Annotated in this window: 22 protein-coding genes; 12 read left to right on the forward strand and 10 right to left on the reverse strand. The window is 58.8% G+C overall.

Features of this window, described 5'->3' with window-relative positions:
* Nucleotides 1-285: 285 nt before the first annotated feature.
* A complete protein-coding gene (locus tag ACID345_RS18335) occupies nucleotides 286-1,815 on the reverse strand; it encodes a di-heme oxidoredictase family protein (RefSeq protein ID WP_187148854.1) in 1,530 nt (509 codons plus the stop codon).
* A 466-nt stretch (nucleotides 1,816-2,281) separates the two neighbouring features.
* Between ACID345_RS18335 and ACID345_RS18345 the strand changes: the two genes are divergently transcribed.
* Nucleotides 2,282-5,119, forward strand: coding sequence for a tetratricopeptide repeat protein (locus ACID345_RS18345; RefSeq protein ID WP_011524344.1), 2,838 nt, complete (start codon nucleotides 2,282-2,284; stop codon nucleotides 5,117-5,119).
* 18 nt (nucleotides 5,120-5,137) lie between these two features.
* On the opposite strand, the gene ACID345_RS18350 is transcribed toward ACID345_RS18345, so the two are convergent.
* On the reverse strand, nucleotides 5,138-5,926 hold the full coding sequence (locus tag ACID345_RS18350; RefSeq protein WP_041855863.1) for a hypothetical protein: 789 nt from the start codon (nucleotides 5,924-5,926) through the stop codon (nucleotides 5,138-5,140).
* Between the two features lie 129 nt (nucleotides 5,927-6,055).
* Here ACID345_RS18350 and rpsT point away from each other — a divergent pair, with 129 nt between their 5' ends.
* Both rpsT and ACID345_RS18360 read left to right on the forward strand, forming a co-directional pair.
* Entirely contained in the window at nucleotides 6,056-6,325 is a 270-nt protein-coding gene (gene rpsT, locus ACID345_RS18355) for a 30S ribosomal protein S20 (protein WP_011524346.1), read from the forward strand.
* Between the two features lie 160 nt (nucleotides 6,326-6,485).
* Entirely contained in the window at nucleotides 6,486-8,309 is a 1,824-nt protein-coding gene (locus tag ACID345_RS18360) for an Ig domain-containing protein (RefSeq protein WP_011524347.1), read from the forward strand.
* 381 nt (nucleotides 8,310-8,690) lie between these two features.
* On the opposite strand, the gene ACID345_RS25770 is transcribed toward ACID345_RS18360, so the two are convergent.
* The 3 genes from ACID345_RS25770 to ACID345_RS18375 all read right to left on the reverse strand — a co-directional run bounded on the left by ACID345_RS25770 (nucleotide 8,691) and on the right by ACID345_RS18375 (nucleotide 10,162).
* Nucleotides 8,691-9,041, reverse strand: a complete 351-nt coding sequence (locus tag ACID345_RS25770; RefSeq protein ID WP_049761962.1) for a hypothetical protein — start codon at nucleotides 9,039-9,041, stop codon at nucleotides 8,691-8,693.
* A 107-nt stretch (nucleotides 9,042-9,148) separates the two neighbouring features.
* A complete protein-coding gene (locus ACID345_RS18370; RefSeq protein WP_148210167.1) occupies nucleotides 9,149-9,595 on the reverse strand; it encodes a hypothetical protein in 447 nt (148 codons plus the stop codon).
* 63 nt (nucleotides 9,596-9,658) lie between these two features.
* Nucleotides 9,659-10,162: a GNAT family N-acetyltransferase gene (locus ACID345_RS18375; RefSeq protein ID WP_011524350.1), complete on the reverse strand. Its 504-nt coding sequence runs from the start codon at nucleotides 10,160-10,162 to the stop codon at nucleotides 9,659-9,661.
* A gap of 25 nt (nucleotides 10,163-10,187) precedes the next feature.
* On the opposite strand from ACID345_RS18375, the gene ACID345_RS18380 reads away from it, so the two are divergent.
* The 3 genes from ACID345_RS18380 (at nucleotide 10,188) to ACID345_RS18390 (ending at nucleotide 13,587) form a co-directional block, all read left to right on the forward strand.
* Nucleotides 10,188-10,643, forward strand: coding sequence for a GNAT family N-acetyltransferase (locus tag ACID345_RS18380; protein WP_148210169.1), 456 nt, complete (start codon nucleotides 10,188-10,190; stop codon nucleotides 10,641-10,643).
* Nucleotides 10,644-10,666: 23 nt separating this feature from the next.
* Entirely contained in the window at nucleotides 10,667-12,082 is a 1,416-nt protein-coding gene (locus tag ACID345_RS18385; protein ID WP_011524352.1) for a hypothetical protein, read from the forward strand.
* A gap of 65 nt (nucleotides 12,083-12,147) precedes the next feature.
* Entirely contained in the window at nucleotides 12,148-13,587 is a 1,440-nt protein-coding gene (locus ACID345_RS18390) for a tetratricopeptide repeat protein (RefSeq protein ID WP_011524353.1), read from the forward strand.
* A 46-nt stretch (nucleotides 13,588-13,633) separates the two neighbouring features.
* Here ACID345_RS18390 and ACID345_RS18395 read toward each other — a convergent pair whose 3' ends face one another.
* Complete coding sequence (locus ACID345_RS18395; protein WP_011524354.1) at nucleotides 13,634-15,034, reverse strand: esterase-like activity of phytase family protein; 1,401 nt, start codon at nucleotides 15,032-15,034, stop codon at nucleotides 13,634-13,636.
* Between the two features lie 329 nt (nucleotides 15,035-15,363).
* Between ACID345_RS18395 and ACID345_RS18400 the strand changes: the two genes are divergently transcribed.
* Complete coding sequence (locus tag ACID345_RS18400) at nucleotides 15,364-15,930, forward strand: BON domain-containing protein (protein WP_011524355.1); 567 nt, start codon at nucleotides 15,364-15,366, stop codon at nucleotides 15,928-15,930.
* A 154-nt stretch (nucleotides 15,931-16,084) separates the two neighbouring features.
* Here ACID345_RS18400 and ACID345_RS18405 read toward each other — a convergent pair whose 3' ends face one another.
* A complete protein-coding gene (locus ACID345_RS18405; protein WP_011524356.1) occupies nucleotides 16,085-16,960 on the reverse strand; it encodes a tetratricopeptide repeat protein in 876 nt (291 codons plus the stop codon).
* Between the two features lie 185 nt (nucleotides 16,961-17,145).
* Here ACID345_RS18405 and ACID345_RS18410 point away from each other — a divergent pair, with 185 nt between their 5' ends.
* Together ACID345_RS18410 and ACID345_RS18415 are read left to right on the forward strand one after the other, a co-directional pair.
* A complete protein-coding gene (locus ACID345_RS18410; protein WP_011524357.1) occupies nucleotides 17,146-17,394 on the forward strand; it encodes a CopG family ribbon-helix-helix protein in 249 nt (82 codons plus the stop codon).
* A complete protein-coding gene (locus tag ACID345_RS18415) occupies nucleotides 17,384-17,668 on the forward strand; it encodes a type II toxin-antitoxin system mRNA interferase toxin, RelE/StbE family (protein WP_011524358.1) in 285 nt (94 codons plus the stop codon). The genes ACID345_RS18410 and ACID345_RS18415 overlap by 11 nt, the downstream gene beginning before the upstream one ends.
* On the opposite strand, the gene ACID345_RS18420 is transcribed toward ACID345_RS18415, so the two are convergent.
* From ACID345_RS18420 to ACID345_RS18430, 3 genes are all read right to left on the reverse strand, one after another.
* A complete protein-coding gene (locus ACID345_RS18420; protein WP_011524359.1) occupies nucleotides 17,665-18,588 on the reverse strand; it encodes a hypothetical protein in 924 nt (307 codons plus the stop codon). The two genes, ACID345_RS18415 and ACID345_RS18420, sit on opposite strands and share 4 nt — an antisense overlap.
* Nucleotides 18,589-18,612: 24 nt before the next feature.
* Entirely contained in the window at nucleotides 18,613-19,029 is a 417-nt protein-coding gene (locus tag ACID345_RS18425; protein WP_011524360.1) for an LIC_13387 family protein, read from the reverse strand.
* Nucleotides 19,030-19,142: 113 nt separating this feature from the next.
* The gene (locus ACID345_RS18430; protein WP_187148855.1) at nucleotides 19,143-20,261 is read right to left on the reverse strand and encodes a VWA domain-containing protein; all 1,119 of its coding nucleotides are present in this window, start codon (nucleotides 20,259-20,261) and stop codon (nucleotides 19,143-19,145) included.
* A gap of 267 nt (nucleotides 20,262-20,528) precedes the next feature.
* Between ACID345_RS18430 and ACID345_RS18435 the strand changes: the two genes are divergently transcribed.
* From ACID345_RS18435 to ACID345_RS18445, 3 genes are all read left to right on the forward strand, one after another.
* Nucleotides 20,529-22,322 (forward strand): SpoIVB peptidase S55 domain-containing protein, encoded by a 1,794-nt coding sequence (locus tag ACID345_RS18435; RefSeq protein ID WP_011524362.1) that lies wholly within the window; start codon nucleotides 20,529-20,531, stop codon nucleotides 22,320-22,322.
* A gap of 121 nt (nucleotides 22,323-22,443) precedes the next feature.
* Complete coding sequence (locus tag ACID345_RS18440; RefSeq protein WP_011524363.1) at nucleotides 22,444-22,821, forward strand: PadR family transcriptional regulator; 378 nt, start codon at nucleotides 22,444-22,446, stop codon at nucleotides 22,819-22,821.
* Nucleotides 22,818-23,417: a DUF1700 domain-containing protein gene (locus ACID345_RS18445; protein WP_011524364.1), complete on the forward strand. Its 600-nt coding sequence runs from the start codon at nucleotides 22,818-22,820 to the stop codon at nucleotides 23,415-23,417. Before ACID345_RS18440 ends, ACID345_RS18445 begins: the two co-directional genes overlap by 4 nt.
* Nucleotides 23,418-23,451 lie beyond the last annotated feature (34 nt).

Consider the following 23,451-nt stretch of genomic DNA (forward strand, 5'->3'; position numbering starts at 1 on the left):
ACGCGTCGTTGGGCCCTTCGCGCCGCCTTGTCAGCGGTCACTCCTGAAAACGCCCGCGAGAAGTGGTGGCTTGCCCAGGTCTTAGGTTTTTCCGGCTCGCTCTCAATCGTTCTCGGCGGTTTCGTGGCTCGGATCGGCTGCGCACCTCGGTGGTTCACGGCCGCCCTTTTCGTGATCGGTTGCGTTTTCTTACTCATTTGGAAGCCATCACCACCTCCGATTGTCGGGCAATAAAAATGGGCGCGATCCCCGTCGCGCCCACACTCTCTACCCCTAGAGAGAAACCTATTCTGGATCTCCCGGATCGTTGAACAGCACCGTCAGCTTAATGCTGCCGTGGCCAACTTGCGGGAAGTTCGGGTTGGTGCGATCGCCAGGATCGAGGGTTGAGGCGGTATCGTCCGGCGGGAAGAGCACCAGCGAGTTCAGGAAGGCCTGGATCGCCTGGGAGTCTTCGCGGCGCAGGCGGGCGTACGCGTTTCGCGAGTGTTGCGACTCCCCACCATGCCGCAGGATCACGTCGTCCAGGGTTATGCTGCGCCCATCGTGTCCGTACGGCGCAGTGCTTCCCACGCCCCACAGCGGACGCGTCATGAACGTCTTCTGCATCGTGCCGTCCCAGTTGCGTTCGTAGAACATCGGGCCGAGATCGTGGCGCTTAAAGTCGGTGAAGAGGTCCTTCACCACGAACGATCCGCCCGCGGGCTGCTTCAACGTTGGCTGGCCGGAACCGTCGTCGGTGACTTTGATCAGCGGCGTTGCGGTCGCGAACAAGCTGTTAAAGTTGCCGCGGGTGGGGTCGTACACCGTCTCCAGGTCCGCGACGCGACGGTCGTGATTGATGGTCAGGTTGGCGACGTGACACTGGGCGCAGCCGATGTCGTTAAAGATGCGCCGTCCCTCGCGGACTTGCGACGTTTGCTCGCCGTGTCCAGGCTTGAAGTAGTTGAGAAGATAGAACTCGAGGTGGTCGACCAGCGCCGGGTCTACGTTTCCGTGTGCGGCATCGGGCGACGGAGGCGGAGTGATGGTGTCCTTCATGCCATCGAGCACCATGCCGGAGGGCGTCACCACCCGGGCGCCTGCGCTGGCCGCCGCTACGTCCGGATCGTAGGCATCGAGCATCCCCATTTCTTTCCGGAACGCACCGACAATGAAGGCACGCATCGAGAAATCGCTGCCTTCGGCGGAGAATGGCTTCACGCGCAGGTCCGGGTCAACACCGGATACCTTCGACGTATCGAACGAGCCGTTGGGATTCGCAGTGATGGATCCGAAGCTGATGCCTTTGCTCACCAGCGCCTTGGTGATCGGGCGATGGTAGGTCTCGGCCTGGAGTTGGGCCACGGTGCGGATCATCCGCAGGTCGCCGGTGATCTCGTCGCCGAGCATCTCGCGGAGGCCGAGGCCAAAGAGGTGTGGAGCGTCGCGGCTGTCGGGACGGGTGTTGACGTTGCCGCCTACGCCGGCAGAGCCGCGCGGGCGTCCATGGCAGAGCGCGCAACTGTCAGAGAGTCCTGCGCCGATAGCGTTATTGAGGCCGATATCGCCGACACCGTCGCTGTCGTTCGGGCCGGTACCCTCCAACCGGGTGAATTTGCGCTGGAAGAGCTGACGTCCGCGCCGGACCGACCGGAACGGATCGCGATTGATGATGAAGACCGACGAGTCTGGCGTATTCCAGTCGCCGCGTCCCGCGCCAACTTCTAGCGAGAGAGACTTATTAATGCCGGCCTTAGCGGTGCTGGTCGCCTGGGTGTTGTCCACAAGTTGCGCCCACGCAAGTCCGCTTGGTAAGGCCAGTCCTAGACCCACGATACGAAGGATTCTTTGCCATCCACACATGGCGGACCTCCTGAAGGTTTAACCAACAAATCCAGTACGGAGGAAGCGGCGCACTGATTCCCCAATCAGTGCCCGCCAACCCGCTGACTTCAACGGCACGGTTCCGGCTGCCCCAGACACGCCCCCGATCGAGTGCGACGGTTCGATAAGCTTCACAACTTCCGTTTCCGCTTCGGTTCGTTCCGTCCACACCCGGGTCCCCTTCGAGTGCGTCATGACCAGTACCCGGTCCGTTTGGATCGTGATTCGCATTTTTTTGCCGAATCGCCATCGCTCGCTGCTGAAGCCGTTCAACATTGCCGCAGAAGATGGCCTAATCGGGTGAGACCTGCAACAGATCTGCAGCTGACTTTGTAAGCTGCTGCTGCAATTGGAGTTAGAGAGCCGTCTGAATTCCGTGCTAAAATCCCCGGCTACCTGTCGAGGATGGCGGGTTATGGAACTTCCCTCCAATGAAGCCAAAGTCGTCGCCTTTGGCCTCTTCAAAGCTGACCTCAACGCCCGTTCCCTGACCAAGGGAGGCGCCTCCGTGCGTCTGCAGGACCAACCTTTCGAGGTGCTGGGTCTTCTCCTGGAGCGTCCCGGGGAAATCGTCAGCCGGGAGGAGATCCGCCAGCGGCTTTGGTCGTCGGATACGTTCGTCGAGTTCGACGATGGTTTGAATACAGCTATAAAGAAGTTGCGCACCGCCCTGGGAGACAGCGCCCTCAACCCGCGCTTTGTCGAAACCGTTCCCCGGCGGGGATATAGGTTTATCGCCCCAGTGTCGGTTCTGTCGCCGGTGGCCACGCCCGAACCTGAGTCGCAAACTGAGGATGTGGTCATCGCCTCCCGGGAGCGCTCGCAAATCACCATTACCCAGCCGCATCATCCGGTTTTCTGGAGCACCGTCGCGCTGGGGCTGGCGATCTCGTTCCTCGCCGGCGGGTGGTACTACCGCTCCCGCTCCGGATCAGACTCGGTGGTAAGCGCTGCGCCGATCCGCATGCGTCCGGCGGTGGCTGTTCTTGGCTTCCATGATTTGACCGGCCGACGAGATACTGCGTGGCTTTCCACCGCCATCGCCCAGATGCTTTGCACCGAACTCGGCGCTGGCGAGCAGTTGCGCATGGTTTCCGGCGAGCAAGTCGCGCGCGCTCGCAAGGAAGTGGCGTGGGACCGCGAAGATACGCTGGAAAAGGCGTCACTTACCAAGCTGCGGTCGAGATTGGGGTCGGATTACGTCGTAATTGGCGCGTATACCGTGGTGGATTCGCCGGCCGGTCCACAAATCCGACTGGATGTGCGCCTTCAGGACGCCCGCGCCGGTGAAACGCTTCTGGAAGAATCCGATACCGGCAACCAGTCCGAGCTATTTGCGTTGGTTTCGCATACCGGTCAGCGTCTGCGCGACCGGCTTGGCATTGACCGCGCCAACGGCGATCACGACGCCCAGATTCGCGCCTCTCTGCCGAAGAACGTTGAGGCCGCACGCCTCTACTCCGAGGGTGTCGCGCAATTGCGCGATGGCAACGCCGTCCAAGCCCGCGATTTGTTGACGAAAGCCATCGCCATCGAGCCAGAGCACGCACTTTCGCACGCTGCGCTCGCCGAGGCCTGGACGATGCTCGGTTATGACTCGCGCGCCAGCCAGGAAGTCCAACTCGCGTTCAATCTCTCGCAGGACCTTTCGCGCGAGACCAAGCTCTCCATCGAAGGCCGCTACCGCGCATTGGCCCACGACTATCCCAAGGCAATTGAGATTTATCGCAAGCTGCGCGACCTCTATCCCGATAACATTGATTACGCGCTGGTTCTCGCGCGGGTGCAGAACAAGGGTGGGTTGCCGAAAGACGCGCTCCTGACCATCGCGACGATGCGGCAGATTCCCGGGACGGCCAGCCATGACCCGCGCATAGATCTCGCCGAGGCGTCGGCTGCCGAGACGCTCAGCGACTTCCAGCGGAGCCTGCAGGCGGCCTCCGTCGCCGCGGTTAAGGCTGAATCCGAGGGACGCACGCAAGTCGTGTTGGAGGCCCGCGCCAAGCAGATCTGGGATTACGATCGCCTCGGCGATTTCGATAAAGCGATGGCCGCCGCCAAGAGCAGCGTGGAACTAGCCAAGGCCAGTGGCAACGAACGCGAAATGGCCACCATGCAACACACCATGGGTCATCTGGAATACGACCAGGGTGATCTGCCGGGAGCCGTACGCGATTACGAGGCCGCACTTCGCGAGTTCCGCAAACTTGGGGCGCTGTGGGACACCGCCTCCTGCGCCCACAATCTCGGCGTCGTCTACCAGGACCAGGGACTGACTCAACAGGCGCGCACCTATATGGAAGAGGCCCTGCGCATTCAGCGTGAGATCAACGATGAACGCGGCGTCGCCTCCGATCTCGACGATCTCAGCAACATCCTGCTCAGCACCGGAGACCTCGACGCAGCCCTGCGCATGAAGCAGGAGGCGCTGCAAATCTTCCAGAAGCTCGGCAACCGCATGGGCGAATCAATTACCCTCGGCAATCTTGCCGAGGTGTACCTCGCGAAAGGCGATCTCGCCGCCGCCAAGGACAGCTACGACCATTCCTACGCGCTTAAACAGCAGATCGGTTACAAGCGCGGCTATGGATACAGTCTCTCCGGCATCGCCAACATCCTTATATTGCAGGACAAACTGGCCGAGGCGCAGACCACCGCCAACCAGGCATTGGCGGCGCGCCAGGAACAGAAAGATGAGAGCAACATCCAGCTGAGCCGCGCGCAACTCGCGGAGATCGCCCTTGAACAGGGCCAGAACGATGTCTCGGTTTCGCTCGCAGGCGAGACGACGAAATACTTCGACAAGCAGCATGCCCCCGCCAGTTCGACCTACAGCTACGCGGTCCTCGCGCGCGGATTAGCGCAGCAAGGCAAATCCGGCGAAGCGCTAACCAACGCCCAACGTTCACTCACGATCTCGAAACAAACCGGGGACCTGATCACTAACTTCGGCTCGCAACTCGCGCTGGCAGAATCGCAAGCTGCCGCCGGACAGAAGCCCGCCGCCGTGCACACGCTGCAAGCGTTGCAATCCCGCGCACACGCCGCCGGTGTCGTTCGGTATGAACTCGAAGCCCGGTTACGCTTAGCCGAACTACAGGGGGACGGCGCCTCTGCGCAGCGTCAACTTGATGAAGTACACCGCGACGCCGCGGCACGCGGATTCCTGCTGATCGCGAGGAAGGCGGCGGGAAGTCGGGCGCAAATCGCGGCAGTTGCGCACGTACCGGATATCCCGTCTGCGCGACATTAGCCAGCAAGAACCGCACCGTCAGACCCAACTCGATCTCCTCTGAGTTCGCTTAGGTCCGGAAATCTCTCCCATAATGCGGTCTTCAAGATCTTTCAATTCCGAGCGGAGCGTCTGAGCGACACGTCTTGCTTCCTTTGCGAACGCCGGCAACTCATCTATGTGAACGACTCGTATGCAGGTCCCGAAATTCTTCGGAGGATCCGTGCTGAATAGGAATTCCCCGCGACGCGTTTGCTCCAAACGAAGATTGTCGTGCTCATCTAGATAACAGACACATATCGGTGAATCCACGACAAGCACGGGAAATGCGAATCCTACAACGTAATTCCTGCCCGAACGGCCAGAAACCCAATCAGCTGTGGCCTTGGCGAGGCCAATCGATGCTGCATAAGCCGTGTCAGTTTCGCTCAGAGCTTGCTTCAGTGCGTAACCTAATAAGCCAGATTTCGTAAGCCAAGGTACCTTCTCGACGAGGACATCGATTTTCCGAACCAACGCCTCGTGTCCTTGTTGCGACGTCCGGGCGAACGCCATACTGCGGCTGTATCCGTCGAGAACGTGTTCTGATGAAAGCAATATCCAAGGTTTCTTAGTTGACTTGCACTCAACCACAAACGCTATACCGACAACCCCGACAGGATCGGGGTCAATCGCGAGCACATCAATTTCTCGCGCTTTGCCAGTCTCCGGATCTGTATAGTGGCTCGATTGGCGAACATCAAAACCCTCACTTCGAAAGACTGCGGCCGCGCGCATTTCGAGCGGGAATCCTTGATTCTCCAACCACTCTCTAACTTTTTCGATCATTCGCCCACCCCGAATTCCATTCCGAGCGCGCAATGATAGCGCACTCCTGTTTGCCCTTCCGCCCAAAATCCCGTAAAATACTCTTTCGGCAAACTGTCGAGATTCTTGGTAGAGGACACCTGCAACTCAATGGCAAATCATTATTCGGCGCTCAAGCGCGCACGTCAGACTGAAACCCGCACCGCGCGCAATCGCGCCAATACCTCCCGCATGCGCACCCAGCTTCGCGCGCTGCGCACCGCCATCGCCGGCGGCGATGCCGCACAGGTTAAGACCGAGTTCAGCGGCACCGTGTCCCTGCTCGACAAGGCCGTCCAAAAGGGCGTGCTCCACAAGAACACTGCCAGCCGCTATAAGGCGCGCCTCAGCGCACGCGTCAAGGCGAAGACCTCCAAGTAGTTACGCATTCCCGTTTCTTCCGACGGCAGGCCTGGAGCCTGCCGTTTCTTTTTCCGAAAATCTCGCTGCTTTCGACTTCTGGGCAATTGAACTATGCTCACCATCCCCTTTATCATCAGTCTTTCCATCAACTCTCCTATTCGTCCGCCGAAAGGACATCATGCCGTATCCCGCGTCTGTGTTTGGGCCTGCCGTACGTAACCAAGTTCTCCGTTCCCTTTTATTGATTGCTCTCATTCCGGCTGCTCTTTTCTTGAGCGCCTGCGGCGGCAGTAGTTCCAGCACGACAGCAACTACCGGAGTCGCGCCAGTCTTCACCAGCACGGCTCCGACCATCGCGCGCGAAGGCGTTCTGTATACCTACGACGTCACCACGACGACGTCGGACGGCAGCACGGTGACCTACGCGGCAACCACTGTCCCGAGCGGCGCCACCTTCGATGGCGCCACCTTGAAGTGGACGCCTACCCACGCCGAATCGCGTATCTCGAACTCATTCACAATCACTGCTACCACCAGCAATAACGGAACCGCCACGCAGTTCTTCAGCGTCACGCCAAATGGCAATATTGACGGTACCGCCGTTGATCACGCCGTCACGGGCAGTGGCTTGAAAAATTACAACCAGGACCTCAGCGGTTCTGTCGTCGAAGCCCTCGTTCCCGATGGCAAGGGTGGCTACAACACGGTGAGAGGATCGGGCAAGGATGACGGCACCTTCAGTGTGGGCAACATCGGCACCGGCAGCTTCTGGCTGCATGTGCAGCAGCCGGAGGTCGGTACTCTCCAGGACAATTACATCTGGACCAACGCCAGTGATGTCGACCTCGGCATGCTGCTCGGCCAACGACCGGATGTTGTGCAGGAGAAGCTCGGCCAGACCATCACGACAAGCTTCGATCTCGCCGTTGCCCCTAAGAGCGAAGACTCTCTCGCGTGGGCAAGTCCAGATGCAGGTGCTTTTGGAAACGGCCTGCCGACTTCTTTCACGCAACATCTTGTGTCAACGTTCCCGCAGTCGGGCGGCCTCATCGATAGTGCCAAGGGAGATCGCGGCTTCTTTGTTCATTACTCGCCAACGTCCACTGGCCTCGGCGTAGCCGTTGATGCTGCCGAATACGACAGTATTACGCAGACTGATGGCGGAACAACGAACCTGACCACCAATACCGCTGCGCTCAGCGGAACCAGCACCGCCAATCCGGTGATCAAGATCACGCAGTGGGACGCGCTGTATGCGGGTCTGCCTGGGGTTACCCCTCTTCTAAAAGAGTTCGACTTCTACGACGCACGCTATCCCGGAACGGAAGGCCCCGCGGGCGGTATCGACATTGCCTATGGTCCAGACCTGCGAAACGTCACCACGGACACAGACCTGGGCAGTTTTAGCTATGCCATGATTTCCAAGACCGGCGTTCCCTACACCCAGTTTCTCGACTACGGCCTCCGCATCATTAATGTCGGTTCGAGCAATTTTGAATTTGTCGTCGGCGGCGCAATCTTCACCAACGCAGTGCCGACCTCTGCCACTCCGATCGTTCCGGTTATAAGTTTGCCGCGCTCCGTAACCGTGGATGGCAAAGATTTCCTGAGCGACCAGACCAACATTTCGTTGAGCCCACAAATCTCGTGGTCCACTCCGTCGACGGGCACTCCAACGTCGTACGCTTTGTACGTCTACGACACAAGCAAGTTCAACGCGATCGCGTCGTTTTATACCAATGGAAACAGCGTGACTGTGCCGGCCGGGATGCTGCACGCCGGCTCCACCTACATCTTTTATTTGGAGGCTTTCCTGTCCCAGAGTACGACGTTTGCAACAGCGCCGTTTCGCACAGGAACCAGCCAGGCAATCTCGTTTGTCGTTTCCGGCATAATGACCACGGCCGGAGGCGCCAGTGCGTCAGGCGTGCCCTCCGAGACGAAACAGAAGTTTAGGGTTACGCCTCGTTTCGTGGGAGCACCGAAGGTTGCAAAGCAATAGAAGGTTCGGAAGCGGAGCGCGGCAGGCTTCGGCCTGCCGTTTGCGCTGGCGCTTTGAGGGTGTAGTCGTGGTTCTCCCACCCTTGTGTGACGTAAATCGCCTTCCGAGCTATTCCTCTCCGCACACGATCGACTTAGTCTGTTCTCGTACGATGCAGTTGGGCCACGACAGTATCCTTTCGAAGATTTCTCAGTACGTAGTTGGGCTCTACAGCAATACAGATTTTGGGCTCCGGGACATTTAAGCAGTTAGCTCTTCAAGACAAGAAATCAGTATGCAATTCGCTTCAAGCCTCGGGACACACCCGAGGCTTTTTTGCGTTCCGTCCCCAATAAAAACGCCCCGACCGAAGCCGGGGCGCAACTCAGGAGGTTCCGAAAACTAGCTGGCTTTGTCCATCTTGCAATGATCGCCGCAGCAGGCCTTGCCGGCCTTGGCCATCTCGCATTTGCCGTCTTTGCAGCACGACTTGCCCTTAGCCATGTCCTTCATGCCTTTGCAGCAGTCCTTGTTGCAGCTCATTTTGCCGTCTTTCATATCGCAGCATTTGCCATCCGTGCAGCAGCCGCCGTCTTTCGAACAGCTCTTGGCGTCTGCTTTCGCGCCATCATGGCTGCAACACGAACACGCTTTGCTATCTGTGGATGCCGCTGGCGCCGCGGACTGTGCCACCATGCCGATCGCGAACAACATCACGACGAACATCACGAAAATCGCATACTTCGGTTTCATAAAATCCTCTTTCCAGTGTCTGATACCGCGGGGAAACACCGCTGCCATGTACATGCAGCGTAGGAAATGTGCGGATCGTGCCTTCAGGCGAAGGCTATGGAAGAGGTCTAAACGCGCAGGTCGGCTTTGGCTTCGAAGACAGGTTTCTGGTAGCGCAACCCAGCGCGTTCCCATATCACGCCGGAATGAGCATTTTCTTCATTCAGGAGGTTGATCGCATGGGCGGTCGCGAAGGCGCGTGCCTGCCCATCATCAAGATATTTGGTGGTTCCGCTGATCGCCTGGTCGGCGTGCATCATCATGCAGCCGTCCATGGTGTCGCAGTCGCTGTCGCCGTGCATCCGGTAGCAAACGATGACCAGGATTTCTTTCGGCGGACAGCATTTGTGCGATGCCATCCCCGCCACATGCGGGTGCGGCATCATCACCGTGCGATAGGCCATCTTGTCGCAGCTCGGCGCGTGCAACATGGTCATCGGCGCGCACATCGCGCTCACCGACCACATCAGCAACGCAACCAGCACAACGCTCGAGATGGCTCTACGGAACTGCATCGTGGTTCATTCTCTGCTTCGCATCACGAACAGGCTGTGACGCACGTCACATGATACGCAGATTTACAGTACGTTGTTCCTTAGCCTGTACCCCGGATTCATCAGCCCCGTCGGCGGATAGATCTCATCACCCACGTATATAAATCCCAGTTTCTCCAGCACCCGCCACGACGGCCGGTTGTCCGGATGATGTCCTGCGAACAACTCCTTCACCTGCATCACATTGAACGCATACTGGATCACCGCCCGTCCCGCCTCTTCCGCCAGGCCCTTGCCCCAAAACTCCGGCCGCAGATGAAATCCCAACTCATAGATATTTTCATAAGGACGCAGCCCACAGCATCCCACGAACTCGCCGCTCTCCAGCCAGAAGATCGGCCAATATTGCACGGTGAACTCTTCTTGCTGGGCGATTTCTCGTCGCAAGCGCTCGGCGACCTGCTCGGCTGTCATCCCCCCGGCGATAAACTTCGTGACTCGCGCGTCGCCCCACAACTGCTGCGCCAGTGGCAGATCTTCCTGGTGCCAATGCCGCCACCCCAGGTGCTGACTTTTCAGGAAAAACATGGCACGAGAGTTATAACCTAGTTGCATGTCGTTCACGTTCCGCGAAGCCACCCTCGCCGATCTCGAAACGCTTGTTTACCACCGCTACGCCATGTGGCGCGACATGGGCCGTCCGGCGTCGGTTCTCGAAGCCGTGAATGATGCCGCGCGCGTATACTTCACCGCCGCACTTCCCAGCGGTGGCTATGTCGGTTGGCTCGCCGAAGCCGACGGCAAAATCGTGGGCGGCGGCGGTGTTGTTATCAGCGAATGGCCTGGCAACCCCGGCTCCACGCTGGCTAAGCGCGCGATGATCCTCAACATGTTCGTCGAACCCGAATATCGCCGCCGGGGCATAGCCCGTGCGCTGATGGTCGCGATGATTGACTGGTGCAAAGCGCAGGGCTTCCCTTCCGTCGGCCTGCACGCCAGCGATGAAGGGCGTCCGCTCTATGAATCCCTCGGATTCGGGCCAACCAATGAAATGCGGCTCACGCTTTGAGGGAATGCCTTAATATTTCCTGAATGTCTTCGCGACGCATCATCGCGTTCCTATTGCTTTCGGCGGCCCTCGGATTGGGACAGCTTAAGCCTGCGCACGACATCACTTACTCCGAAGCGAAGCCTGTCCTCAACGATTTTTCCGACGACCCACCCGCTGACCTCCGCGGCCTCACGCCGGCGCAGGTGCAGGCGAAGTGGCCCGCCTACGTTAGCGAGCAGGACCGCTCCACCCGCGAGCGCCTGCTCCAAGGCGACGAAGACTCGCTGGTAAATCTGTTGCTCTACGGAACCTCGTTCACGAAAGAGCCGCGATTGACCGCCGAGTTCCTGAAGCAAAACGGTATGAGCATCAATCCTGCTCAGCGCAGCGTTGTTTCCGACATCCTCTCGCGGCGAGCCAACGATGTGATCGCCGCCATGGCATCGCCAAATGCGGGCGAACGCCTGCGCTACATGCGCGGCCTGATGCAAAAGCGCGGACAGAATGTCGACACTCCCGCAGCGCGCGAAAAACTCCACGCTTATCTGCTCGCCGCGGTCTCACGCGTGTATTCCGAGTTCTCGCAATTCGAGGAAAAATTGCAGCAGGCCCGGGAGGCTGGCGACACCGGCGTTGAGTTCGCCATTCGCAGCACGCTCTTCCAGCAGCGCGGCATCTCGCTCGATACCTCGATCATGCCCGACTACGCGCTTGAAGAAGCGCTGAAAGAAATCCTCCGCGTCCATCTTTTTGCGAGGGACGGCATCCACCGCGTCGCCGTGATCGGCCCCGGACTTGACTTTACCGATAAGGCGGAAGGCTTCGACTTCTATCCGCAGCAGACGACACAACCGTTCCTGTTGCTCGATTCCCTGATCCGCATCGGGCTTTCAAATCCAGACCAGGTCGAACTGACCACGCTCGACATCAGCCCGCGAGTGAACGAACACGTGGCTGCGATGCGCCGCAACGCGAGTCAGGGCAAGCCCTACGACATTCAAATGCCGCTGCGTGGAGACAAGAACTGGACCGCCGGCGCTCGCGAATTCTGGCAGAATGCCGGATCCAAAATCGCTGCGGCGACGAAGGCCGTAACCGTGCCGCCGTCGGAGGGCAAGGTAGAAATTCGCGCCATCCGTGTGCCGACTGCCACGGTGCTGCGCATTCATCCGCGCGACGAGAATGTGGTGTGGCAGCGACTCCCGCTGAACGAAGACGAGAAATACGATCTCATCGTCGCCACCAACATCCTGGTTTATTACGACGAATTCCACCAGGCGCTCGCACTCGCCAACATCCAATCCATGCTCAAGCCCGGCGGCCTGCTCCTCACCAACGACGGCCTGCCAGACGTCCAGACCCTAAGCATCCACCAGATCGGTGGTTCCAGCACCGCCTATTCCGACGAGAAAGAAGACGGCGACCACATCATCTGGTATCAATACAAGCCGCGCTAAAGCTTGGAGACATCAACTACGCTCTTCCGCTCGTTCTAGTCTCCCTGTATCTTGTCTCAATCCTTATGTCCAGCGACGCTCGTAAACCAGCTACTATCGCGCTTCTTCTCGTACTCATCCTTGGCGCCGTTGGCTACATTGGATACTCGGTCTACGCGCGGCAACAAGAAATTGCGGCGGGACAACCTCGCAAGACCTCGCCAGTTCCCGACATTCCAGACGATCCGCGCACGATCATTGCAAGTTGGACGGCCGACACCAACACCGACGTCGATGCCATGGAGCGGTATCAACTCGCCGCCGCGGAAGCCCTGGCCAAGGGTCAATACGACGATCTCGAACACATAGCAGACGAAGCCCGCTCCAGGAAAACCCGCTTCGCTGGTGGCACGTGGAAGCTGCTCGAGCTCTATCGCGGTCTCAGCAAGCCAATCGGAGGAGATAACGCAACCGATGCCGATTGGCAGGCATTGATCGGCAATCTCCAGACGTGGACCAAGAAGAACTCTGAATCCATCACAGCGCGCGTCGCCCTCGCCGATGCCTATCTCAACTATGGCTTCTTTGCCCGCGGCGACGACGTGGCCGACAATGTCACCGAGTCTGGCGCTCGCCTCTTTTCTGAGCGCGCCCAACAGGCCCGCGACACCCTCGAAGAAGCCCATCGTCTCCGCGGAGACGATCCGCACTGGTACTACGCGATGCTGCGCGTGGCGCTGCAACAGGGATGGAAGCAGAGCGAAGAAGCAGCGGTTTTCGATAAGGCCGTTGCTTACGAGCCCACCTATTACACCTACTATCGCGAACGTGGTCGATATCTCCAGCGGAAGTGGTACGGCAAGAGCGGTCAATTCCAGCAGTTCGCCGATGACATCGCGGATCGCATCGGCGGCGACGAAGGCGATCGCATTTACTTCGAAATCGCCGCGACCTGCCAATGCGCCTATGATCAAGAGTTCAAGCAGATGAAATGGGTCCGGGTGAAGCGCGGCTATGAAAAGATCCAGTCGAAGTATGACGCCTCACTCGTGAAGATGAACCAGATGGCGTGGCTCGCCACCCAGAACTGGGACCCGATGTACGCCGCGCCGCTTTTCCCGCAAATCGGCAGCAGCTACTCCATAGCAACTTGGCAACACAAGAAGTACTTCATCGGCGCAAAGGACTGGACCAACGCCTTCCTCATGCCCGGAGGAGATTACCCCATTGCGGCCCGCGCCAATCTCAAAACCGATGTTGGACGTGCCTATGCCAAGGCAGTAAATGCTGAATTCAATAGCAAGTACTCCAAAATTCTCAATGACTGCCGTACTCAAGTTGCAGACCAGCTGCGCGCCTTCGACATCTACGCCGATGTGCAACAGGATGGCACTCTCTTCAACATCAATCCGCACCCGAAGAACCAGTTCAGTGATTGCGTAGCGCCGAAAATCGACCGTCAAGTCGTGGCGCGTCCACCAAATCCAAACTACTGGGTCAGGCTGAACGTTCCTGAGCACGAATAGGAAAAGGCGCCGCGAGGCGCCTCTCCTACGAAACATCCAGTTCGTTTTACCCCTCCCATGGGAACCGTTCTACGTGCTGCGGCACATACACCGAGCCGGCGAGATCGGCATCCGTGAACCCGAACACGAAGTACTGGTTCGGGTTGCTGTTGGTGATGCCGGCGTAGTCCTGCAGGAAGTCGTTATCATTCGCGACCCAGATGGTATGAATCGTCTTGCCCTTCTGGCGCACATCCGATCCAAAGGTTACGCCTTCGAGCTTCGCGGGAATCTGCATGGAGACAATGCCGTTGGCGTTGAGAATACCGACGATGTCCAGGAACAACGACTTCGGCGTGGAAGCCGCCGCTGCCGCCGCATCTGCGGATGTCATGCCCGTGATGTCGATCGCCTTAGCGAGGTCAATCTTGTAGAGCTTCTTCACTACGGCTGTCGAGCCATCGCCCAGCCCATTGCCATCGCGTTCATCCACGATGAACTCGTGATTGTTCAGCGCGATGATATCGCTCACGCCGGAGCCGTCGGTCAACAAATATCCGAACTCATGAATGACTTTGCCTGATGCGATATCGATGACAGCCATCCGCAGCAACTTCTTCTGCTTCGCCGCGGCATCCTGGATCGTCGCTGCCTGCAGAATGCCGACCAGTTTCCTGCCGTCTGGCGTAATCGCCAGCCCTTCCATGCCTTTGTTGGGCACGCGTCCGCTGGTGTTCGCGGCCTGCTCCGAAGCCGTCGTAGTGTTCTTGTGCGCTACATAGAACTCTGGCGGAAGCTGGAAGCTCCGAATGCGCTCACCCGTCAAGCGGCTGAACTGGTAAACATACGGGCCGTATTCGTCGGAGATGAACACCGACCATCCATCGTTGGAAACGCGGATCGACTCGGCATCGAGGCGCGCGTCGAATTGATCGTCGGAACCAGTCGCCGAGTTGAAGTCGTCAGAACGTCCCGAGAAGTAATGACGGAAATGTGAATTGATTGGGGGCACGCCCGAAGGGACACCGTAGGCGGTGCCATCGCCATAGTGCAGCGGCGCCAGCGCAAACAGTAGCGTTGTATCCTTCAGCTTCGGCTCCACGCGGAACGGCAGCGTCCCATGTGGGTTCGGCAGAAGCTGCATCTGGATGGTGTGGAAGCGCTCGACGTACGAGGCGGTGTCGTCAATCAGGGAGTTGTAGCTGACGGCATTGGGACCGCGGTCCGGAACCGCAAGGAACGTATCGCCGGAAACATACGTCAATCCCGACCCCAGACCGCCCAGCAGGTTCGCGGACACGCCATTCTCGAGGGTGTAATTCAAGCCCGACAAGTCTTTGTAATAACCGGCGCGCGAAGTGGTCAGCGTGCCGCGGGCAATAAGGTTTGGCTGTGCCTGGGCCTGGGTCGCGGCAATCGAGCCACACGCAAGGACAATTGCGCAGAAACGGAGCAATGCATCTCTCACGGATCGGTTCTCCTATGCTTTTCTCTTGGTCTAGCGACCAGCGGAAAGTCTAAGGAGACACGCTGCTGCCTAGGTAAACGTACGTTGAATTTTGCAGACCCATAACGATTGCTTACAGATAGCCGATCATCGATGTCTCTGCTCGCCGATGATTGCTTAGCCGAGGCAACCTTCTGCACGATTGCTATGTTCCGCAACTGAGTGGGGATGCTGTGACTCTCGTTTCAAGCCAACTCGCTCCTGAACTCCCGCCATCCGAACAGATGGCCCACGAGTAGTAAGGCCGCCGCGGCCCAGCATGGACGCCGCAAGACCCAGGAGGGAAACACATGAAACGCAGTGCACTCGCAGTTCTCTTCGCGTTGCTGCTCGCCGTATTCGCGACCACCGCATGCAACAACAAAGCGACCGAACACGCCGACGTAAAAGACAAAGTTGATAGCGCCATGACGCAGGGCAATCTCGGCGTCGTGAAAGTCGCGCAGGACCGCGACAAGGGCGTCCTCACGCTGACCGGCGACGTTATCTCCGCCGACGACAAAGCCCGCGCCGAACAGATCGCCAAAGAAAACGCTCCTGATTACACCGTCGCCAACGAACTCGGCGTGCGTCCGCAGGAAGCCGATGCCAGCCAGCTCAAAGGCGTAGACGACAAGCTCGACGACGGCATCAAGGACAACTTCAAGGCCTCGATCAAGGCCCACAAGGCCCTCGATGACCAGAGCATCCGCGCCGACGTGAAGAACGGCACCATCGTTCTGAAGGGCAGCGTCAAGACGTCTACACAGAAGATGGAAGCTGCGAAGCTCGCCAAGGCCGTTCCGAACGTGAAGCAAGTCGTCAACGAACTCGAAGTGAAGTCCGACAAGAGCTCGACCTCCGCCTCCGCGGAGTAAGTTCGGCTACTCAATATCTTCTGAGGGTGCCCCATTCTTATCCGTGCAGCGGATAGGGTGGGGCCTTTTGTCATCCTGAGCGAAGCACGCGAAGCGTGCGAAGTCGAAGGACCCCTATCCCACCACAGATTTTTGAGATTGTCCTGCGAGCTAACTACTGGCTGCGATACACAACCTTCAACCGATCATTCTCCAGCGTCCGCGCAATCTGTTTGCGCGCGTGGATGGCCCACGGCCCATTGGCGTCCAGCTTGGTATAGGTGCGCCAATGCTTGAGCGCCTTGCGCGGCATCTTCAACTTCTCAAAGGCAAGCGCCAGGTTGTAATGCGCGTCCGCGTAAGTGGGCGCAAGAATAATCGCAGTCCGATACGCCCGCACGGCTTCGTCCAAACGTCCGGTTTCATCGAGAACGTTGCCGAGATCGAAGTATGCCAGCGCGTAACGCGAATCGATTTCGACGGCCTTGCGGTAGTGCATCTCGGCATCATCGAATTCGCCGCGGTTGTAATACACCGTGCCGAGGTTGATGTGCGCCGCCGCATGGTTCGGCTCAATTTCCAGGACCTTCATATAGGCCGCGATCGCTTCGTCCTGGCTGTTCGGATCTTCTTCCAGCGCCACGCCGCGCGCAAAGAATTCGCTCGCGGTCTGCGCCGAATACATGCGCCGCACGTTGGCCGATACCAGTTGCCCGACCGGCGCAAACTCCATCATGTACTGCCCGCCGATGGGATCCATCGACATGCCTTCATGCCGGAACGCGACTCTTCCGCGCACCGTGATCGCCGACGCCTCCAGCAGCGGATTCTCCAACCCAGCCACCTGCTTCTGCATGGCCTGCAGTGATTCGCGAATCGCCGTCGGGCGCACTTTTTGCGCCCGCAGGTCCCGAACTTTTTTCACTTGAAGGAGATCGAAGAAGGAATACATCTCGGACGAAGCAAGCAAGCCCGCCTTTTCCCAGCCAATCAGTTGCTTGGCCGAGATATGCAGGATGCGCAACACGTCCGCTCGATGGTAACGATGCATCGGGTAGAGTTCAGCTCCAGCCACTGTCAATTATGCGAGCCTGTTACTCCGGAATCAAGGGGCAAGCCCTTCTAAGTAAACAATTTCTGAGGAAAAACCCGTGCGAATTTACATTCGCGCGAAATGGAGAATCTCCGTGCATCATTGCGACTACAAGTATAGCATCTGTATTCGGAGCAGTTCTTATGCCTGAAAACCAACCCATCACCCTGCGACTCGATCCGAAGTTGACGAAAAAACTCGACAAACTTGCGGAAGCCACCCAGCGCAGCCGCACATTTCTGCTCACAGAAGCGGTGAAAGATTATCTATCGATCAACGAATGGCAGATCGAAGAAATTCAGAAGGGTTTGCAGGAAGCTGATGCAGGAGACTTCGCAACCGACGAAGAAGTAGAGCAGGTCTTCAAGAAATACAGACGCCGTGCAGGTTAAGTGGCTCCGTCGGGCCCTCTCCAACCTTCGCGATGAGGTTGACTACATTTCTCGCGATAACCCGACAGCGGCGGAAAACACGGCGGAACTCATCGCTTCCGCTGTGAGCCATCTCGCGCAATTTCCTGCGATGGGACGCGTGGGCAGAGTCTACGGGACACGAGAACTAGTGATTGCCAATACTCCGTACGTGGTCCCCTACCGCGTACGTGACAATCGCATTGAAATTATCCGGGTGTTCCACGCTTCGCGTCGTTGGCCGGACTCGTTCTAGTTTCCTCGATCCGCCACGCTCTTTCCCCACCACTGCAGCACCCGCATCGCCCGCAGTGTATTCCACCGGCTCGGCTCGCCGACGTTCTCTCCGGTTGGAACCGTGATCGCCTCGTTATACGCCTGGTCAAGAATCCAGCGTCCGTCGCTCTGCCGCTTGCTCTCGATAATCCGGATCGCATCGCTCATCCGACCATCGGGCTCCACACCAGCCGCTCGGAAATAGTCGAGCCCACGCAGCACGTCGTAGTGATACCGCGGCGGAAACGCAAACTCCAGGAACTCCGGATTTGCGACTTCGCCGGTCGTGAGCCGCCTGAACAGACCGCGCCGAAGCAGGTACTCTTCCGCACACCGCCTTGCCGCCGTGACGTCTGTCCTAATTCCCACGGCGAGCTCAAACTCGCGTAATCCCTCCAGCACGCAGATCGTCGAGTGAAACGACGACCGCGTACTCTTCGGCGCATCGCAATTCCATCCGCCATCCGCGAGTTGTTCACTCAACAACCGAGACGCCAGGCTCTCCGACGGCCGCCCGAAGTACGACCCCGCCGCCAACGCGCCGCCATTGATGCACGGCTCGGTTTCGCCCTCGACAAACGGCTTGCCGCCCAAGTCCTCTGCCCAGCGAAACCCCGTGTGCAACCGCTCGACCGCCGAGGCCACTGCCGGATCGCTCGAATCCGCGCCGGTTGCTCGCAGCAACTGCATCATGAAGAGTGTCGGCAGCCAGTCCGGCTCATCCGGTAAATGCCAGGCGCCATCGGAGCCCTGTGCCGCCAGCACCGCCGCGCCAATTCCCTCGTGCGGAACCCGCGCCCGTTCTGCTGCTATCTTGGCCGGAGCAGCGTCGGTCAGGTCGCGCATCACCTGCCAGCGAATCGCCGGATCGCCTTCTAGAAGCCAGGAAATCGTATCCATGGCGGCGATGGTATCAACTTCCGGCTACGTCCTGCCCGACAACGCCGCCGCCGTCACCAAGCACACCGCAATCACCGCCGAGAACACCACTGGCACGACGAAGAAATATCGCCAACTCAGCACCCCGTTGACCGCAAAGCAAGCTGCCAGCGCCCAGCCCACACCGCGCATGGCCACCAGGGTTTCTCCCCGCAAACCTCCAAGTTGCCACGCCACCACGGCCGCGAACAGCAGCAACACCGAGACAAATAGTCCGAAGCCAACGTAGAAATCCCAGTACGAGCGCGTAAATCCCTGCACTGCGAAATGGCTCGATTGCATGGTGGAGACCAGCGAATCAATGCCCCACTTCGGATCAACCTGTCGAAACCCCAGCGTGTGCCCTACGGCGAACAACACCAGCAACACGGACGCGATGCGATAGAAGATGGACGCTTTCAAGCGGGTCCCTCTCTCAACAGATTTTGAGAAAGAACAATAACAGTTCTCGATTGCTCTTCCCCAAAATCAAAAACGCCCAGCTCTCGCCGGGCGTCTCGAAATAACCAACCGCTCTATTCCACCTGGTGTTTCGCCGAATACCCTTCGCGATACGCCAGCACTGTCTTCAACTCTTTGCCCTTCTCGTTTTTCACGATGAGCGGCTTACCGCTGCCGTCGCCGGCCACCAGTTCCACTTTCACTTTGCGGTAGGAACCGTCCTGCTTATGGTTCACCGGGTGGTACGAGATGGTGTACTGGTTTCGCACCCGTGCTGCGATGTCCTTAAAGATGTCGGGGAACTCGCCTTCGAAGCGCGGTTTGTAGTGCTGGCCGCCGGTAAGCTTGGCGTATTCGTTCATTTCGTTGTCAGCCTGCAGGTAATCGAGTTCTCGCATCGATCCCATCCCGTGCGCCTCGGCCCAGATCAAGAAGGCTGCGCCGGTGCTGATCGAGAAGATCGTCACATTTGGAGTCGCTTTCACTTTCTTCAAAATCTGGTCCAGGTTGATGCGGCTGAACGTGTCGCGTCCCGAACTTACCAGGACGATTTCCTTGCGGCCTTCCACGCGGTCCAACCGGTCCAGCGTGTCGTAGAGTGCGTCGAAAACGTTCACTTCGCTGAAGCCCGGAATCCGCAGGGTATTGAGGGCGCCGTAAATCTGACGCTTGTCCTGGGTAAAGTCCACCAGGATGTGCGTCCTCATATCGAACTCGGTTACCGCCACCCAGTCGTCCTTCTTCAGGTTGGCCGCGAAGTTATACGACGCCACCAGCGCGTCGTTCATGAACGCATAGCTGCCGTTCGCGAATTCCACCAGCAATACTGCCGTGATCGGTGCCTCGGTCTGCGCGAAGTTGGTGATCTTCTGTTCCACGCCATCTTCGTAGATGCGGAAATTCTCTTTCTTCAGCCCGGGGATGAACCCACCGTCTTTCGTGTTCGCCGAGACGTCAATGTTCACCAGCGGCACGTCCACGCTGATGGAATAGCTCGGTGAGTCGGAGCTTGGCGTCTTCGGCCGCGGCGGCGGTGGCGGCACCGGCTTTTCCGTCTTTTTCGGAATCGCCATGGGGCCGGTATCGCCCGCAGGGCCACCGGCTTCCGGAACTTCTGGCTGCTGCTGTTGACCGCTTTGCGATTGCGACTGGGCAAGCGCTACCTGCGGCGGGAGGACTAACCCGGCTATCACCGCTGCCGTAGCAGAAGCGGCGCATGCCTCCTGTGCGATCGAGCTAAGCCATTTTTTAAGGTGTTTATAGGGCAACGTCATGGGTATTGAAGACCAGCCTCTTTGCTAGTATAGATGCACTCAGTCCACTCTCGATGTTGCTGTGGGGCAGTTCGACAAAGCCTTACATCGTTGCTCACAATCGTTGTGGGCCATCGTCCATTTTCAGAGTGGCTCTTGTTTCCTGACGACGGCGCGGCGACTTTGTAACGCTGTCCAGGTGGTTGAATGAAATTTGCTGTTCGCTTCGTCGCTTCCCTCCTGCTGGCTGCCTCCAGCGCATTCGCCCAGAACCCTGCTCCCAACGTCCCCATCATGCCCTTGAGTGAAATCAAGACCGGCATGAAGGGCGTGGCCTACACCGTGTTCGAAGGCACCAAGCCCGAGCCTATGGATGTCCAGGTTCTCGGCGTCCTTCGCAACATGACCGGCCCCAAGAGCGACGTCATCCTCGTCCGCCTCCAGGGCAAGAAGCCTGAATACACCGGCGTAGTCGCGGGCATGAGCGGCAGCCCTGTCTATATCGACGGAAAACTGGTGGGCGCGATAGCGTATCGCATCGGCGAATTCTCCAAGGAGCCGATCGCTGGCGTCACTCCAATTGGCCAGATGCTCGAAATCAACGCCATGGACGAAGCCCCAGCTGATACCGAAGCCAGTTCGCGGAAGCCTGAAATGCAGGCTACTCGCACCGGCGGCCCCGGCGTCTCCTCTGACGCTGCCGGCTCTGCTAACAGCTTCGCCAGCGTCATGCAGCCCATCGCCACTCCGCTGGTCTTCAGCGGCTTCGACGAAAACGCTATCAAGATGTTCGCCCCGCAGTTCGCCTCCGCCGGCGTTACGCCGGTCATGGGCGCAGGCTCCGTGGACACCAGCATCAAGCAGCCTGAACCTCTCGTACCCGGCTCCGCCGTCAGCGCCCTGTTCGTCCGCGGCGACATGAGCATCGCCGGAACCTGCACCGTCACGTATGTCGACGCCCAGCGCCTGCTTGCCTGCGGCCACCCGATCCTCAACTATGGCTCGGTCAATATGCCGATGACCAAGGCGGAAGTCCTCGCAACCCTGCCTTCGCCGGCCAATGCCTTCAAGATCGTCAACGCCACCGAACCGGTCGGCGCCTTCGTCCAGGACCGCCACACCGGCATCCTCGGCCGCTTCGGCACCGAGCCCAAGATGATCCCGGTCACGCTGACCTTCCACGGCACCTCGAAGCCCAAAACGTTCCACTACGAAGTGCTGAACAACGCCAAGATCACGCCTGTCGCGATGATGGCCACCGTCTTCAACGCCCTCCAAGGCATGAATGAATACGGCGAGGACACCACCTATCGCATGCAGGGCGACATCGACGTTGCCGGCTTCCCCAAACTCGACCTCCAGAACATGTTCGCGCCCACCGATGGCGGCCAGCCCACGGCTTATAGCATCGCCATCTCGCTCGGCGAAAAGTTCAACCGCATCTTCGACAATCCTTACGAGACCCCGAACATCAAAGGTGTCGAGCTGAACTTCGACCTCGTAAAAGACCGCCGCTGGGCACGCCTCGAAACCGCGCGAACCGACGTGACCGAAGTCCGTCCAGGCGACGAGATCACCATCGAGACGGTCCTTCGCCCCTATCGCGGCGAGCAGGTCGTTCGCGAAATACCGATCAAGATCCCGACCAGCAGCCCGAAGGGCCAGCTTCGCATCCTCGTATCGGATGGCGATACTCTCGACAAGATGCGCCGCACCGGCTCCAACGCCAACCGCCGCTTCGACCTCGGCGCCACCATCGCGATCCTGAATAAAGAACACGAGAACAGCCGCATCTACGTCTCGCTCTTAGAGGCGAACCCGCAAGCCATGGTGCAAGACAAAGTCATGCCCACGTTACCCGTAAGCGTAATGAACGTGATGGAAGGCATGCGCGGCACGCAGGACATGGTCGTAGTAGCCGAGTCCAGCGTGAACGAAGCCAGCACCCCAGTCGACTATGTAGTAGCCGGCGCGCAGGTCATCACCATCGACGTGAAGTAGGTTCGCGTTACGTTCTTCCGAAGGCGAGCCTCTCGTGCTCGCCTTTACTTTTGCGTCTGTCAAAAACTTTTCGCTTCCCCTCTTGACACTTCCATTCCATTGCCATATACATAGCAATACAATGTATCTTGCAAAGCGAGACAACGGAGAAGACCGATGGGAAGCCCAGCTCCGTAAAGGCGCCCTCGAGATGGCCATCCTGGCCACGCTCTGGCAAAGCAAAGCCTATGGTCTGGAGATCATCCGCACCCTCGAGGAGCGCTCGCAACTGGTGCTCGCCGAAGGCACCATCTATCCGATTCTCAGCCGGCTGAAGGAAGACGCCTTCCTCACCTCGGAGTGGGTAGAAGCCGACGCCGGACATCCGCGCAAGTACTACGCGCTGACCAAGGCCGGTCGCGAGCGCCTGCAAAAAATGGCGGAAGCGTGGGTCGATTTCTCCCGCAATCTCAGTCGCCTCGTCGCCCCCGTACTTTCGAAAAAGGAGTTACCGCAATGACGAGCCAGGAATATTTGCAAAGCCTGCGTTCTTACCTCAAGTCGCTGCCCGCGGAAACCCGCGAAGAGATCCTCTTGGAGATCTCCTCCCACATTCAGGACGCCCTCTCGCAACCAGGCGCGGCGCTCGACGCCATCCTCGCCCGCCTCGGGCCACCCGATCGCGTCGCCGCCGCCTACCGCGACAACCTCTTGCTCCGTCGCGCTCGCCTTAGCATTTCGCCAGTCGTCATGGCGCGCACCGTCGCCAGGCTCGCCACCAAAGGCATCTTCGGTTTCGTCGTTTTCCTCTGCGCGACCGTCGGCTATTGCGTCGGCGGAGGCTTCGTCCTCGTCGCGCTGTGCAAGCCCATCTTCCCGAATCACACCGGCATGTGGATCGGAGGCCCGGAAAGCTTCACCATGGGAGTACAGTTCTTTCCCCCTGCGCCGCCCGCCCACGAAGCGCTGGGAAACTACATCATTCCGCTCGCGCTTTTCCTGGGATGCCTGCTGATCCTCGTCACGACCATGGTCATTCGTTTCGTGCTGCGCACCTCCCGCCAGTGGGAGGTGCAGCTCGCACTTCCGCAGCAACGCGCCGCCCAGGCGGGTTAGGACGTTCCCTATAGAGCAAACTGCGCCCACCGGT

The organism is Candidatus Koribacter versatilis Ellin345 (assembly GCF_000014005.1).
Taxonomy (GTDB): Bacteria; Acidobacteriota; Terriglobia; order Terriglobales; family Acidobacteriaceae; genus Korobacter; species Korobacter versatilis_A.

Coding starts and splice junctions, on each gene's coding strand:
- ACID345_RS18345 (WP_011524344.1), top strand. CDS start 2,282: ATGGAACTTCCCTCCAATGAAGCCAAAGTCGTCGCCTTTGGCCTCTTC.
- ACID345_RS18350 (WP_041855863.1), bottom strand. CDS start 5,926: ATGATCGAAAAAGTTAGAGAGTGGTTGGAGAATCAAGGATTCCCGCTC.
- rpsT (WP_011524346.1), top strand. CDS start 6,056: ATGGCAAATCATTATTCGGCGCTCAAGCGCGCACGTCAGACTGAAACC.
- ACID345_RS18360 (WP_011524347.1), top strand. CDS start 6,486: ATGCCGTATCCCGCGTCTGTGTTTGGGCCTGCCGTACGTAACCAAGTT.
- ACID345_RS25770 (WP_049761962.1), bottom strand. CDS start 9,041: ATGAAACCGAAGTATGCGATTTTCGTGATGTTCGTCGTGATGTTGTTC.
- ACID345_RS18370 (WP_148210167.1), bottom strand. CDS start 9,595: ATGCAGTTCCGTAGAGCCATCTCGAGCGTTGTGCTGGTTGCGTTGCTG.
- ACID345_RS18375 (WP_011524350.1), bottom strand. CDS start 10,162: ATGTTTTTCCTGAAAAGTCAGCACCTGGGGTGGCGGCATTGGCACCAG.
- ACID345_RS18380 (WP_148210169.1), top strand. CDS start 10,188: ATGTCGTTCACGTTCCGCGAAGCCACCCTCGCCGATCTCGAAACGCTT.
- ACID345_RS18385 (WP_011524352.1), top strand. CDS start 10,667: ATGTCTTCGCGACGCATCATCGCGTTCCTATTGCTTTCGGCGGCCCTC.
- ACID345_RS18390 (WP_011524353.1), top strand. CDS start 12,148: ATGTCCAGCGACGCTCGTAAACCAGCTACTATCGCGCTTCTTCTCGTA.
- ACID345_RS18400 (WP_011524355.1), top strand. CDS start 15,364: ATGAAACGCAGTGCACTCGCAGTTCTCTTCGCGTTGCTGCTCGCCGTA.
- ACID345_RS18405 (WP_011524356.1), bottom strand. CDS start 16,960: ATGCATCGTTACCATCGAGCGGACGTGTTGCGCATCCTGCATATCTCG.
- ACID345_RS18410 (WP_011524357.1), top strand. CDS start 17,146: ATGCCTGAAAACCAACCCATCACCCTGCGACTCGATCCGAAGTTGACG.
- ACID345_RS18420 (WP_011524359.1), bottom strand. CDS start 18,588: ATGGATACGATTTCCTGGCTTCTAGAAGGCGATCCGGCGATTCGCTGG.
- ACID345_RS18435 (WP_011524362.1), top strand. CDS start 20,529: ATGAAATTTGCTGTTCGCTTCGTCGCTTCCCTCCTGCTGGCTGCCTCC.
- ACID345_RS18440 (WP_011524363.1), top strand. CDS start 22,444: ATGTATCTTGCAAAGCGAGACAACGGAGAAGACCGATGGGAAGCCCAG.
- ACID345_RS18445 (WP_011524364.1), top strand. CDS start 22,818: ATGACGAGCCAGGAATATTTGCAAAGCCTGCGTTCTTACCTCAAGTCG.